A 14460-nucleotide genomic window follows, 5' to 3' on the forward strand; every position below is an offset into this window, starting at 1 on the left:
ACACCTCCTACCCAATCGCCTTTAACGGATCTATTTTTCTAATTGTTAAAATGGAGAATAAACTTCCTAATACAGAGACAATCATTAACACAATTGCAAATACGAGTAATGTTAGTACATCGAATTTGACAGGTACTGCATCAGGTAAAAATGCACCTGTAACGCCTGTTAACAGTAAGCCAAATGCCGTACCAAATAATGCTAATATGAGCGTCTGCGAAATAACTACGTTCGCTAAATAGCCATTCGTAAATCCTTGAGCCTTTAATATGCCAAATAAACTTGTTTTTTGTAATGTCATGACATATAAGAAAATGCCTATAACTGTAGCTGAAATGACAAATAAGAATGAAATCATAAAGTTTAATGTTAAGTTCTGTGGTTTATAACCTGGTAAATTTTCAATAAAGTCATTAATACTTACCGCTTCAAGCTCTTGGTTTAATTTTTTGTCTTTCCAATTTGTATCACGCACAACAACTGCATTGATTTTATCTCCAGTCAATCTAGGATTGATTTTGGCAATGGTAGCGTCATTCGTGAAAATGACTGGTGACGCATTATATTTTGCACTTTCTGTAAAACCTACGATATGCAATTTTTCATCTGATTGAGATAGTGTTAATGTGTCATCGATTTTAAATCCTTTATTTTTAAGTGTTTCATCAGCTAACACTTCATTATCTTTAGTCGCTTTATGCCCTTCTATTAATCTCGGAACTAAAAATGATGACTTTTCAACACCGAACACTAAAACATTGTCTTTTTGATGGCCATTAGACACAATTTCCCCTGTTTGCTTCAAAGTAGCTTGCTTCTTGTATTTATTTTCAATATCTTTCTTGTTAAAAACAGATTGTTGCACAGTTTGATTGGAATCTTTATTTAGAACAATGGCATCTGCTTGCCACTTATCAATACCTTCTTTATTCATATTGATAAGACCATTCGCCAATCCAGATAATAAAAATAGCAAGTAACTAATCATCGTTAACACACCAATAATTAGTCCAAACTTCAATTTGTTGCGCCGTATTTCATTCCAAGCTAAAAACATGCATTTCTCTCCCTACTACTATGATTTAAACATTGTTTATATTCTTAGATGCCCGTACGCCGTGTTGCGCTTTGTAATGTTATACATACACTTATCCTTCATTATACCCGAACTTTTTATATTAAAAGCAAATTTATGGAAAATGCAATTAATTGTCTATTATTTGTGTACGGTACATTTAAAATTAAGAGTCAATTTAAAAACGCCTACATATACCTTTAAGTACATGTAGACGTCCAATTCATATATTATTTAATTTCGCCTGTTTTAGGATCGAATTGCTTAATAGCATTTTTACGTAATTTATCTTTTGCTTTGTCACTTGCTTTATAGTTATTGTTGTAAATTGTAGCTTCCCAGCTACCATACATTGGATTAGGGAAAATGATATATTTCTTACCGAAATCGTCTTTATGCTTTTCAATTAATGCTTCACGAGATTCAGCTGTAGCTTCTTTTGGATCTGTAAAGTCTAATAAATTATCTCCAAATAGCATGACAAGTTTATGATCCTTTTGAACCATTTGTCTGCGTGATTCTTTACTCTTATCATCTTTACCTTTTAGTAAAATATGACTCTTCTTAGCTTGAGGGATACCTTGTTGTTTTAAGTTCTTTTGTGTTGCCTTTAAATCTTTTTCTTTATCTCTATCAGAAATATAGTAGATATCGACACCTTTTTTGTCAGCATATTTCAAGAATTCTTTTGCGCCATAGACAGGTTTAGCTTTAGCAGCTTGTACCCATTCATGCCAACCTTCTGGGAAAGGTTTATTATGTATTGATGCATAGCCTTGATATGGAGAATTATCTAAAACTGTTTCATCTAAATCCAAAGCAATAGCTAACTTATGTTTACCTTTATTCTTTTTAATCTCTTTATCTAACTGAGTCTTTGCACTGTTATAACCTTGTAAATATAATGCTTTTGCTTCAGCTGAATTTTGATACCAAGCCACTGCCATAATATTTTGATTACCAAGATTCACCTTTTGTGATGCTGGTATAGAAGCTTGTTGCGTTTGTTGAACTTCAGCAGAACTTTTGGCAATAGCTGTAGAATTTGTCGTTTGTGGTGCAGAAACTGTAACCGCTACCGATAATGATGCTATTGCAATATACTTTGAAATTTTATTCATCTTATCACCTCATGATTAATATTTAAAATACAGTTAAAATTATAAATGCATTTATTTAATATTGCTATACTATGAAAAGATATTTAATATTATTTCTTGAAAAGCTAACAAATATGTGAACATTTCATATAAGCATGATTTAATGGGAGACCTATCACATGAGAGAGATTTGTGATTTATCACGTAATAAACTTAAATTCATTTGAGTGACTAGGCCTTTCTATCAGACATATTAACTCATCCATGTATCATTATGTGTACAGTGTGCTATCTCTTATTTACCTATTGGAACAACCATAAACTCATCCATAGTTTACCTTTTATTAATAGCAGTCCTCACTCACACAATTTCTCATAAAAATCACAACGCTCCAACGTATTTCCAACTTACTTTCACCTATTTTAATTCATAAAAACGACACTTTAATTGTCATTATCCAATAATAGCAAGACGTTATTATTGCAATCTTTTTTATAAAATAATAGAATTATAGTATTGTCATTTAAAGATAAAGTAAGAACGTTTTTATTTTTCAGATTTTTTAAATTATTATGAATATCTAGTTTTAGGAAGGAAATTACATTGAAAAAACAAGTTATTATTTCGGGCCTCATGTTATTTTCACTATTTTTTGGAGCCGGAAATTTAATATTCCCGCCCATGCTTGGCCATACAGCGGGTCAAAATATGTGGATTGGTATGCTAGGCTTTGCCCTTACAGGCATATTACTCCCCTTTATTACTGTTATTGTTGTTGCATTTTATGATGAAGGTGTTGAAAGTGTAGGCAATCGTATACATCCATGGTTCGGGTTTATTTTTGCTGTCGTGATTTACATGTCTATCGGAGCATTTTACGGTATTCCACGTGCTGCAAATGTCGCGTACGAAATTGGTACAAGACACATTTTACCTGTGCACAACCAATGGACTTTAATTATATTCGCAGCAGTCTTTTTTGCCATCGTTTACTGGATTAGTTTAAATCCATCGAAAATCGTTGATAATTTAGGTAAATTATTAACACCGTTATTACTATTAATGGTCGCTCTATTAAGTATTGCTGTCATTTTCAACCCTGAATCTGCACTAAGTGCACCTAAGGATAAATATATAACACATCCTTTCATTTCAGGAAGTTTGGAAGGCTATTTTACAATGGATCTTGTTGCTGCGTTAGCTTTTTCCGTAGTCATTGTCAATGGCTATAAGTTTAAAGGCCTCACAGATCGCACGAAAATATTAAAGTATGTCTGCTTTTCAGGTCTTATTGCAGCCATATTACTTGGTATGATTTACTTTGCGTTGGCATATGTAGGTGCGTCAACAGCTCCAGGAAACTTTAAAGATGGTACTGATATATTGACATACAATTCATTACGCGTATTTGGTTCGTTCGGTAACCTCGTATTTGGAATGACGGTTATTCTTGCATGCCTAACAACATGTATAGGACTCGTCAACGCTTGTGCAACATTTACTAAGAAACACGTGCCTAAGTTTTCTTATAAAATATTCGCACTTGTTTTCTCTATCATAGGATTTTTATTTACAACACTTGGTTTAGAAATGATTTTAAAAATTGCTGTACCATTGTTGACATTAATATATCCCGTGTCTATTGCACTTGTACTGATATCATTTGCTAACATGTTTAGCACATTCAAATTCAGTTGGGCCTATCGACTCGCAACTGTTATTACATTGATTATTTCAATTTTACAAATACTAAATAGTTTCAACTTATTACACGGTGTTATTTTGAAATGGTTTATGATGTTACCTTTAGCAGATATCGATTTAGCTTGGCTTGTACCATTCATTCTTTTGGCAATCATAGGTTTCATCATCGATGTAGTTATACGTCGTCCGAAACAAGCGACAACTTAATAGATGCATAATCTCCTAGTAATGATCGTCGCATCATTACTAGGTTTTTTTGTATGAAAATCTGTATTTATTCATTGATACTAACTGACGATTAATTATTTTAAAATAAATGATTTGTTAAAAAATCCTAGCTGTTATTCAAAAATATTAGTTTTTAAAATTAATTTTGTGAAATTATTCACAAATAAAGCGATTCATAGTATACTCTGATTAACAAATGCAAAGTGAGGATGTCATTGTGAAGGAGAAACATATTAAATGGGATAAAATATTTTATGGAGACGACTGGGTAAATAACGTAGTCGAAACGATAAGAACGAAAGATATATTACAAAGCGTTTATTTAAAACGTTATTTATTACGCGCTATGATGGCAGGATTTATTATCGGTATTATTACGGTCTTCGTGCTATCAGTTAAAGCAACACACGAACCAGATTTACCGCCAGGCATTGTGAATATGGCCAGCGCCATTACATTCAGTTTTGCGTTAGTACTCATTTTATTTACAAACTCCGAACTACTAACCAGTAACTTCATGTACTTTACTGTAGGCCTGTATTATAAAGTAATTAAACCGACTAGAGTATTGAAAATATTTTTATTGTGCTTTGCAGGAAATATTTTAGGTGCTGCTATTTTATTTAGTTTCATGCGTTTTTCAAATGTAATGACGCCAGATATGTTAAATCAGTTATCAGCAGTTATTGAGCATAAAACGTTGTCTACTGGTTTTGTAAGTATATTAATGAAAGCGATATTCGCCAATTTCTTTATCAATATTTCATTAGTTATTGCCATGCAAATTGACGATGTACTCGCAAAAATGTTTGTCATGATGTTCGGTGTTACCATATTCGCCTTTATGGGTTATGAACACGTAGTCTACAACAGTTGCTTATTTATGGGTGGTTTAATTTATCAAGTTGATACATTGCACTTCATACCAGCTATTTCGAATATCGCTGCGGCTTTTATCGGTAACTATATTGGAGGCGGACTCATTATAGGTTTATTCTATGCTTACTTGAATGATCATCATCAATTTTATAAAAATAATTAACTCTATTTGAACAATGCGTTAGTCGATGCCTTTAATATTTAGAAGTGCATTGTCTAACGTATTTTTTTAAAGTTCGTCAATGGTTTTTATCCGATGCTATGAGCATTATCAAATACAAAATGCTCTCTTAAAAGCAGTTATTGACTGAAAATCTACTTCTAAGAGAGCACTTTATTTAATTGGTTAATTTGTTAAAAACTAACAGAAATATAATTACTTAAGAAATCTTGAAATTTCAATTTACGATGTTTATGATAAGTCGCTTATTTCATCTTTAGGCTTGTTATTAGTAAGGAGTTTAATACCACTGACTAACCATAAAGCAAATGTAATTATGTTACCACTTATTACTGCTCCAATAATCAACAATATACCACTCATTTTTTTGTTTTTAGATGCTTTAAACATACCGATTGCACCTAAAATAATTGAAATGATTCCAAATATAAATAGGAATAAGAATAATACAGTGAAAATTGCTGCTGCTGTTTCTGCATCAACTGGGTCAACCTCACCATTAACTGTTGTTGACACATCTGTAGTCATTACACCTGATGCTGCTAAAACCATAAATAGTAAACTAAATACCGTTGCTAAACCCTGAACAACAATTCCTATTATTGTCATTATTTTGATCGATTTTTCCATTGTCTTACTCCTTTATTATTATTTACAAACTTACGTTTGTGTTCTTATATATAAATGTTTAAATTTATATCGTGTTTATTTTAAAAACTATTGTCGCTAAAGCTCATTTACTTTTTGAAACTGGTTAAAAGTTTTAAAGAAAGCATACGTTAATCTTTTTCCACTTCTACATTTTCATCTTCATAATCTGCTTTATGGTCTTTCATATACTTAATTGGATCTATTTCTCTATTGATTTCTGCCTTACCATCTTTTATTTCATATGCGAAATAATACATTTTTTCACGATCTTTATACAATTGAATACCAATAACAATGACTTTACCATCTTTATAAACATGTGTATTACTGTCTTCTTGTTTAATGTCTGTTTTAATAGTGTTTTGTACTTTCGAGGCAATTTTATTCATTTGATTCTGTTCTTTGTACACTTTATCAATATCCTTTTGATACTTTTCACCTTTATTAGAACAACCTGCCAATACAATTGCTAACATTAAAAATACTACCAATATTCTTTTCATCATTTTTCTCCTTAGATGGCTGTCATTTTCCACACACTACAATACTGATAATATGCTTTATCATTGTAATGTTTGAAAAATGTTTAACCAATTGTTATAAACTTAAAATTCGTTTAAATGTTTGACGCAAGATTTTGATTAATTATGATATTAAAGTCTTCTTAATATAAACATCTATTTCAGTGTTAATTTACAACTATTTACTGAAAATTATGCAATAACTATTTGATACCTTTACATTGCTATGTATCTCTAAAAATTGCCTCCTATATATTTATTTAATTCCCAAATATTTAACTATTTATAATTATAGTAAAAAACATTTTAATAGTATATACTTTTCTCATATTTTTTTGATATAAGTTTTAAAAAATAAGTCTATGTGCATCAACTGTATAAAATACACTACAATAACCTTTTCAATTAATGGCAATTTTAAATTTATATCGTGATTTATTAATTAGTTAAACTCATTTATACATGATGTAAGGATACCGATAAGCTAATAGACTTTTTAAGTTGCAAATAATCTTATCGTTTACCTTCTTCTTTGAGTCAAATGTAAAACGAGGTTGGTTTTGCACAGCCTTCTATAACATATATGCTACTCTTGTTCTTTAACATATTTCTCTACTTCTCGAATTTCTTCCATTTCATATTCCATTTCTGGTAAAACACCAAACTTTTTATACATATAGTAGTTTTCCTTTCCAGATGGGCCAAAACCTAATTTAATCCAATCTATATAATCAAACGATACTTTCAAATCACCCTCTCTTGTAAAATCAAATTCACATGATGTCCATGGTTCAAGACCTTCTTCTATAAATAAATCCCTTAAATTCATAAACAAGTAATAAAGATTCATCCATAAATCATCAAATATTTCTTCTGAAATATTATAATCTCTAGATATATCCGTGTAATAATTCAATTCATCGCTACCTGGTTTAGTATAATTAAAAACGACTTCTCCACCTTCATCATCTAGGTAGGCAATTGTATATACCTTTTCCCACTCTACTGGTATCATCCCACTGATCTCATTTGCAATTTCATTGTACATTTGACTTAGTTTTTCTTCGAAAGTCATGTTATCGCCCCTATAGTTCAGCTTCTTCTTGCTCTTTAATATATTGCTCGATTTCTTTAACTTCTTCCATTTCGTATTCCATTTCTGGTATAACTCCAAATTTTTTATACATATAATAATTTTCACGGCCTAATTGATCAAACTCTGTATTTATCCAATCAATATAATCAAATGAAACTTTTAATTTACCTTCGCTTGTAAAGTCAAATTCACATGATGTCCATGGTTCATGTCCTTCTTCTTTAAATGCATTTCTTAACTTCTTAAACAATCTATATAAATCCATCCATAAATCATCAAATACTTTTTCAGAGACATTATACTCTCTAGGGATATATGTGTAATAATTCAATTCATCGCTACCTGGTTTTGTATAATTAAAAATGACCTCTCCACCTTGATCATCTACATAGGCAATTGCATATACTTTTTCCCACTCTACTGGTATCATGCTGCCAATCTCATTCGCAATCTCGTTGTACATTTGACTTAGTTTTTCTTCGAAAATCATATTATCGCCCCTATAGTTCAGCTTCATCTTGCTCTTTAACATAATTTTTTATTTTTTCAACCCAATTTATGGCATATTCTTTTTCAGGCCAAATTCCAAATTTTTTATACATGTAATAATGTTCTCTTCCCATTTGTCCAAACTCTGAATTCGCCCAATCAATATAATCAAATGAAACATTCAATTTGCCGTCTCTTGTAAAGTCAAATTCACATGATGTCCATGGTTCATGTCCCTCTTCTTTAAATAAATCTCTTAGTTTATCAAATTGCTTATATAATTCATATACTGAGTCCATAAATTCTGATCTTGATATATTATAATTATTTAACACGCTCGTATAGTAAACTAATTCATCACTTCTTGGTTCAGTATAATTGTAGAACACTTCTCCGCTTCTTTCATTTACATAAGCCATTGCATATACCTTTTCCCATTCTACCGGTATCATGCTACTAATCTTATTCGCAATCTCGTTGTACATTTGACTTAGTTTTTCTTCGAAAGTCATATTATCTCCCCTATAGTTCAGCTTCTTCTTGTTCTTTAACATATTGCTCGATTTCTTTAACTTTATTAATTTCATATTCCGTTTCTGGTAAAATTCCAAATTTTCTATACTTATAGTAATTTTGTCGACCTATTTGACCAAATTCTGAATTTATCCAATCTATATAATCAAATGAAACTTTTAATTTACCTTCTCTTGTAAAATCAAATTCGCATGATGTCCATGGTTCATGTCCTTCTTCTTTAAATATATTTCTTAACTTTTGAAATTGTTTATACAACTCATACTCTGAGTCCATAAATTCTGATTCCGATATATCATATTTATTTAATACACTAGTATAGTAGTATAATTCATTCCTTCCAGGTTCTGTGTAATAGTAGAACACTTCTCCTCCTCCATCATCTATATATGCCATTGCATATACCTTTTCCCAGTCTACTGGTATCATTCCATTGATCTCATTCGCAATCTCGTTGTACATTTGACTTAGTTTTTCTTCGAAAGTCATGTTATCCCCCCTATATTTTCATTACCGTTAAATAAAAAGCATTAAACAACACTTCTACGTGGATTAATGCTTCTTCAAAATAATATTACTCATTTTAAACCTAAATAAACTAATGAAACTAAAATAACTGAAACTATTGTTACAATAATTGAAATTCTCAATGATTTTTCACATTACAATTTATTCAACTTCTTATATTATAATAATCTTGATAAAATCATATTCAAAATAAATAACCAGCAACTAAATAATATTGGCCTTATTACAACAAAAGCAAACGTTCCCTTTCTAACTCTAATAATCAAATCCCAAACTGCAAATATTATAATGATAAATAAGCTGAGTATGAAAAATGAGATACTTAAGTCACGTGTTTCTGCAGTGATTTGAGGTGTTGACTTTAATGTCATTAATACCGTTAGTACTATAGCTACTATCAAAGAAATAATCCCTTTATACTTAGCTATTTCAATGTTTATACGTAAGCTTTCAACTGAATTATATTCAGATTTATTAACTATTCCACTTGAACTATCTGTAATGTTCTTATATTTTAATAATAATGGTCTGTTCCAAAGATTTCTAAAAGCCATCCATGCATAAAACAAACTCCCCATATACAAAATCACATTGAAATTTGTTAACTGATCATAGCTGTCACCTATAAAAATATAAGTGATACCAATTACTACAAACACAATGGCATAGATGATTATAGGCAATACTACTATTTTTTCAGAATACATCACAGCAGTTAAATATATAATATAATACAGTCCGGCTACGACAATTAATAATAAGAACTCCATATTCGCACCTCAATATTCCATAACTTTTACTTTAATATCGATCTACTTAAATTCTTTCACATCATTGAGTAAAAAATAATGTGTTGAAGTTGATTTTTTATATAAGTATACTCCAATAGTAATTTATAAAATTATTTAGTCATCATCTTCAGTGTTTAATTCAAAAATATAGAATCTACTGTATTGCATAATAAATTGAAATGCCACAAATTGTGCTCCAGCGATAACCAACATACTTACAATAATTATAAACTTGGATTCTACGACATTAGGAACCAATATATATTCGATAATTTTTTCAATATATATAAATAAGCTCAACGCAGTTAATAATAAACCGAAATGTGTTTTAGTTTTACCACCCCAACTTTTTGTTACTTTAGGTAATTTTAACAACGTAAACATTCCGCCAATTACTAATAATAAATAGCTAATTATGATTGAAATCGTACCCATTAACCAATAATTGAATAAATCATAATGGTTTTGTACAGCTGCAAAATAATAAAGGTTACACAGTGCAAATACTACAGTGATAGTAGTTAACACATTTATAATAACTAAAAATCGAGCATATATTTTTTTATATTTCTGTGCGCTTTCCTTTTCGAAATCTATAAATCTAATCCATTGAAGTAAACTAATTACAATAATTATTAATTCTATAATTGTCGTTATCTTTAAATAATTAGGAAACCTTTCATAATTTAAACCAAAAAAGAAAGTCAGACATGAAAAAAGTATCAAAAACAATGATATTAAACTTAAGGCTTGTGCACCTGGCTTTCGAAGAGTATCAATATTTTCTTTAGTAGTCATATCTATCTCCTATACATTATTTTTTAAATAGCATATTACGTATTTAAAGCTATATACTTAGATTCTTTTCGATTAAAAGTTTAAAAACCTAAAATTATCTTTATATTATTATTTGATGAACATCAACTTTACGGTATCTATTGATTTTTCCTTAACCGCCAAAAAAGACTAAACAAAGCTTTATTGTTTAGTCTCACATTAAGATAGTTTATTCTTCTTGCTCTTTAATATATTGCTCGATTTCTTTAACTTTATTAATTTCATATTCCGTTTCTGGTAAAACACCAAACTTTTTATACATATAGTAGTTTTCCTTTCCTGATGGACCAAAACCTAATTTAATCCAATCTATATAATCAAACGATACTTTCAAATCACCCTCTCTTGTAAAATCAAATTCACATGATGTCCATGGTTCAAGACCTTCTTCTATAAATAAATCCCTTAAATTCATAAACAAGTAATAAAGATTCATCCATAAATCATCAAATATTTCTTCTGAAATATTATAATCTCTAGATATATCCGTGTAATAATTCAATTCATCGCTACCTGGTTTAGTATAATTAAAAACGACCTCTCCACCTTCATCATTTAGGTAGGCAATTGTATATACCTTTTCCCACTCTACTGGTATCATCCCACTGATCTCATTTGCAATTTCATTGTACATTTTACTTAAATTTTCTTCAAATCCCATATTAACACCTCTATATATTGTATATTGTTTTAACATTTCGTTTATTATTAATTTCATATCTAACCTTAAATATAGATGGCCTTTTACTATTACCACTATATTTAACTTCCATTTTAATATTTTTCACCTCATTCCCAGAGTTTAAGAACTCTTGCCACTCTTTCTCAAGATTGTACCAATCACCATTTTCCTTAAATGGACGGTTAATAAATTTACTTTGTGCCACAAGGTTATCTATGTCTTTTGAACCACCAAACATTCTAGCAATTAAATGACCTCCATCATCGTCTGGTAATCTATCCTCTCCACCTACAGTTTTTTGCGCATAGTTATTACGATCTCCATCTTTTAGAGAGAGATTGTCTACATAAACTTCTTTTATGCGCCCTTTATGATCAGTCCGATATATGTGACCATTAGGCGTTGTGTATTCAATATTCGCCTTTAGTTTCTTAGGTCTAAGTCTTGCATATTGCTCTCCATATTTAACCTTGGTGTAGTTTGGTGATTCAACATATTTTGATGAATTTATTTCATGGCTACTTACACTATGTTTACCTTCACTTCTCACCATACTATCTTTCGGACCATGTGTCACGTGATTTTGTGGTGTAACAGCACGTTTCATGTTTTGACCCATGTTTCTCAAAGTAGTTGTTTCAGCAAATTTTATACCACCCATTCCCGCTGGTGCAAGTTGTTGTTTAAATGGATGTGCTATTTCTTTATCAAGTCCATTATTCACTATTCGTTTGACATTTTGTGCTTGTTGTCCAATCCAATTTCTACTTTGTTGAACAGTATGAGTTGCTTGACCACGCATGTTACTCAGCATTTGTCCAACATGAGTATTTTGAGCAAAGTTACGAGAATGATTCAACACACTGTTTTTCATCATTCCCATTTTAGGTGAAATACGACTAACTGCTTGTTGCATTGTCTTTTGCAATCCTGTTTTAACTGCAAATTTTTCTCCGCCTTTGAAGCCTAATTTCATTAAACTTTTCCCAGCACCTTTGAGGAAGCCCATACCTGGCAACGGAATAAGTGAAAGTCCTTCCATGATGCGTTCTTCTTTAGATAGCTTTCTTCCAGTTACAATATTTTTTCCTGTGGCTGCATTTGCTGCTGAATAAGCGGAATAAGCACCAATAGCTACTGCTCCAGCAACCGGATTAATACAAGATAAAACTACCATACCAGCTAGTGCTGCAATCTCTATAGCTTCTTCTTTTTTCTTTTGCTCCTCTAGCTCTTCCGCTTCAGCTACTGTCATGTAATCACAAGAAGCACCTTGAGTCATCATTTTTTCAAAATCACTCTTAGATAGTTTCTTATCTTCTTTTTTCATTTCTTTGTAATGCTGATCAATTACTTTTACAAATTCTTGATCCGATTTTAATATTTCATCGATGCTATAAACATCGCTGTCACTTTTCTTGGCATCTCCCTTTGCAATTTTCCCAGAAGCCCCATAGGTATCTCTACCATGACCACCGCCATTTTTTATTAATATATTTTCCAATTTGACATTCGTTATACCTTTGAATGCTTTATCTATATCTTCTATAAATGGCGTGTCAATAATTTCTTTCATTTTCGAATCTAATTGAGATGCATAATCATATAGCTCATTTTGATAATAACCCATTAATTTAGATCCTTGTGGACCTACTACACTACTTGTTAATGATATTGCGCCATCTTCGTCTAAAGAACTGACATCGCTTACCGCATCATCCATTGTTGTATCTACATCTAAGAAGTCTTGCCCCTCTATTGCATCTATTACACTTTGGATAGATGACTTTTCATTGTCATAATCAGCTGTTAGATATTCAATATCTTTTGTCATGTCATGCACCTATCCCTCAATATTATAGTAAAGCTTGGCAAATTCCGTACCCCAATGTTCATCTGCTTCAAAGAACTTTTGTGCTGAATTCATGACGCCACCACCGAGTGTGCTCAGTGGACCTTTGAGACCACTAATGACTGTTGCAGCACTACTATAGCCATTTTCCATAGAATGTGCAGCTTTTTCACTACTGTAATAATTTAATTGCGCTATTTTTCCAAAGTTTTGAGCTATTTCATCATACTTTTGACTAATGCTTTCTAATTCTTTTACAACATGTGCAATCGTTTCAGCTTTAACACTAATTTTCCCACTCAACGTCATTACTCCTCTGTCTTATTAATATGATTTTCATCAGTATTGAATCCAAATAATTCTCGTATAAATGTATTAATGACACCAATATGAACATTCAGCACTTTATCTTTTAATGGGTATCGAATGAGTAGCAAATCATTTTGTTCATAAATGTTATATAAACTTTGTTGAGGGTCACCTTGATGATTGTATATTTCAATTTCTAAAACACGCCCAATCGTATCGATACTTTCATTATTTAAGTTCTCCAATGTTTCATCGTCAATTTGTTTAAAGTCCCAATCATTGGACTTTTCTTGTCTCATTAATAAAGGATATGATTGTACAATCGACCACCATGCAATGTCTTTACTTATAATTCGTATTTGAAACCCATTATTTTTAAACCGGCTTAACAAAATATATTCATCTTTTTCATAGCTAAATGGTGCAAAATACATATCATTAATTCGAATATTTACAATGGCGCTAATATACTCTCTGACTAATGTAGCCACTTTAAAACCTGCATCAGTTAACTTGTCATTCTCTGTTACTAATTCCTTTTCAATTAAAGCCGCTTTAGCTTCTTCAAAATTTGATGGATCAAACAATTCAAAATTTACGAGAGGCAATTTACTACCACCTAAAATTGTTAATTCTTCGTAAGAAAAATAATCTATTCGCTTAACATCTTTCATCATGGGTTCACCCTATCAAGCCCTTGCTTAATTGATAATGTATCGTATTTCGCTAGATTTTGACTTAAGTTATCAATTGCTTTTTGATGGTCAGCCATCGGTTGTACTAATTCTTCTTGAAACTTTGCCATAATGAGTAACACATCTTTCACCTTATTGGCGAACTGTCCTTCCCAATCACTACCTTCGATATACTCAGCGAGCTGTTGCGTTTGCTTTTGACATGCTTCAATATCTTTAGCTGTTTTTGCCGCTAATTGTTTCGCTTGATCAACCTTGCCACCATCTGCTTTAATACCTTTATATCCACCCATATCTTCACCTCAAT

The 14460-nt window shown here is 31.1% G+C and carries 17 protein-coding genes; 2 read left to right on the top strand and 15 right to left on the bottom strand.

Annotation, left to right across the window (positions count from 1 at the left end):
- Positions 1 to 7 precede the first annotated feature (7 nt).
- On the bottom strand, positions 8 to 1057 hold the full coding sequence (locus IDG45_RS02635) for an ABC transporter permease (RefSeq protein WP_000477938.1): 1050 nt from the start codon (positions 1055 to 1057) through the stop codon (positions 8 to 10).
- A 248-nt stretch (positions 1058 to 1305) separates the two neighbouring features.
- Positions 1306 to 2196: a 5'-nucleotidase, lipoprotein e(P4) family gene (locus IDG45_RS02640; protein WP_001033893.1), complete on the bottom strand. Its 891-nt coding sequence runs from the start codon at positions 2194 to 2196 to the stop codon at positions 1306 to 1308.
- Positions 2197 to 2779: 583 nt separating this feature from the next.
- Between IDG45_RS02640 and brnQ2 the strand changes: the two genes are divergently transcribed.
- Together brnQ2 and IDG45_RS02650 are read left to right on the top strand one after the other, a co-directional pair.
- Positions 2780 to 4087: a branched-chain amino acid transport system II carrier protein BrnQ2 gene (gene brnQ2 / locus IDG45_RS02645; protein ID WP_206171545.1), complete on the top strand. Its 1308-nt coding sequence runs from the start codon at positions 2780 to 2782 to the stop codon at positions 4085 to 4087.
- A gap of 238 nt (positions 4088 to 4325) precedes the next feature.
- Positions 4326 to 5150, top strand: a complete 825-nt coding sequence (locus IDG45_RS02650; RefSeq protein ID WP_000659770.1) for a formate/nitrite transporter family protein — start codon at positions 4326 to 4328, stop codon at positions 5148 to 5150.
- A 249-nt stretch (positions 5151 to 5399) separates the two neighbouring features.
- On the opposite strand, the gene IDG45_RS02655 is transcribed toward IDG45_RS02650, so the two are convergent.
- From IDG45_RS02655 to esxB, 13 genes are all read right to left on the bottom strand, one after another.
- On the bottom strand, positions 5400 to 5798 hold the full coding sequence (locus IDG45_RS02655) for a DUF4064 domain-containing protein (protein WP_000415670.1): 399 nt from the start codon (positions 5796 to 5798) through the stop codon (positions 5400 to 5402).
- Between the two features lie 149 nt (positions 5799 to 5947).
- Positions 5948 to 6322, bottom strand: coding sequence for a DUF4467 domain-containing protein (locus tag IDG45_RS02660; protein WP_000822167.1), 375 nt, complete (start codon positions 6320 to 6322; stop codon positions 5948 to 5950).
- A gap of 604 nt (positions 6323 to 6926) precedes the next feature.
- The gene (locus IDG45_RS02665; protein WP_047213116.1) at positions 6927 to 7415 is read right to left on the bottom strand and encodes a TIGR01741 family protein; all 489 of its coding nucleotides are present in this window, start codon (positions 7413 to 7415) and stop codon (positions 6927 to 6929) included.
- A 10-nt stretch (positions 7416 to 7425) separates the two neighbouring features.
- A complete protein-coding gene (locus IDG45_RS02670) occupies positions 7426 to 7926 on the bottom strand; it encodes a TIGR01741 family protein (protein WP_000575674.1) in 501 nt (166 codons plus the stop codon).
- Positions 7927 to 7936: 10 nt separating this feature from the next.
- On the bottom strand, positions 7937 to 8437 hold the full coding sequence (locus tag IDG45_RS02675; protein WP_000142129.1) for a TIGR01741 family protein: 501 nt from the start codon (positions 8435 to 8437) through the stop codon (positions 7937 to 7939).
- Positions 8438 to 8447: 10 nt separating this feature from the next.
- Positions 8448 to 8948, bottom strand: a complete 501-nt coding sequence (locus IDG45_RS02680) for a TIGR01741 family protein (RefSeq protein ID WP_000142070.1) — start codon at positions 8946 to 8948, stop codon at positions 8448 to 8450.
- A 197-nt stretch (positions 8949 to 9145) separates the two neighbouring features.
- A complete protein-coding gene (locus IDG45_RS02685) occupies positions 9146 to 9757 on the bottom strand; it encodes a DUF5080 family protein (protein ID WP_000394918.1) in 612 nt (203 codons plus the stop codon).
- 135 nt (positions 9758 to 9892) lie between these two features.
- A complete protein-coding gene (locus IDG45_RS02690) occupies positions 9893 to 10576 on the bottom strand; it encodes a DUF5079 family protein (RefSeq protein WP_000208419.1) in 684 nt (227 codons plus the stop codon).
- Between the two features lie 208 nt (positions 10577 to 10784).
- Positions 10785 to 11276 carry a TIGR01741 family protein gene (locus IDG45_RS02695; RefSeq protein ID WP_029549792.1) on the bottom strand — a complete coding sequence of 164 codons (492 nt, stop codon included), beginning with the start codon at positions 11274 to 11276 and terminating at the stop codon, positions 10785 to 10787.
- 10 nt (positions 11277 to 11286) lie between these two features.
- Positions 11287 to 13131, bottom strand: a complete 1845-nt coding sequence (locus IDG45_RS02700) for a DNA/RNA non-specific endonuclease (protein WP_031927788.1) — start codon at positions 13129 to 13131, stop codon at positions 11287 to 11289.
- Between the two features lie 9 nt (positions 13132 to 13140).
- Entirely contained in the window at positions 13141 to 13458 is a 318-nt protein-coding gene (esxD, locus tag IDG45_RS02705; protein ID WP_000175722.1) for a type VII secretion system extracellular protein EsxD, read from the bottom strand.
- Positions 13458 to 14132: a DUF5081 family protein gene (locus IDG45_RS02710; RefSeq protein WP_000655880.1), complete on the bottom strand. Its 675-nt coding sequence runs from the start codon at positions 14130 to 14132 to the stop codon at positions 13458 to 13460. Before IDG45_RS02710 ends, esxD begins: the two co-directional genes overlap by 1 nt.
- On the bottom strand, positions 14132 to 14446 hold the full coding sequence (gene esxB / locus IDG45_RS02715; protein ID WP_000509668.1) for a WXG100 family type VII secretion effector EsxB: 315 nt from the start codon (positions 14444 to 14446) through the stop codon (positions 14132 to 14134). The genes IDG45_RS02710 and esxB overlap by 1 nt, the downstream gene beginning before the upstream one ends.
- Positions 14447 to 14460: the final 14 nt, after the last annotated feature.

This window comes from Staphylococcus sp. EG-SA-10 (assembly GCF_017151945.1).
GTDB classification, from domain to species: domain Bacteria; phylum Bacillota; class Bacilli; order Staphylococcales; family Staphylococcaceae; genus Staphylococcus; species Staphylococcus aureus.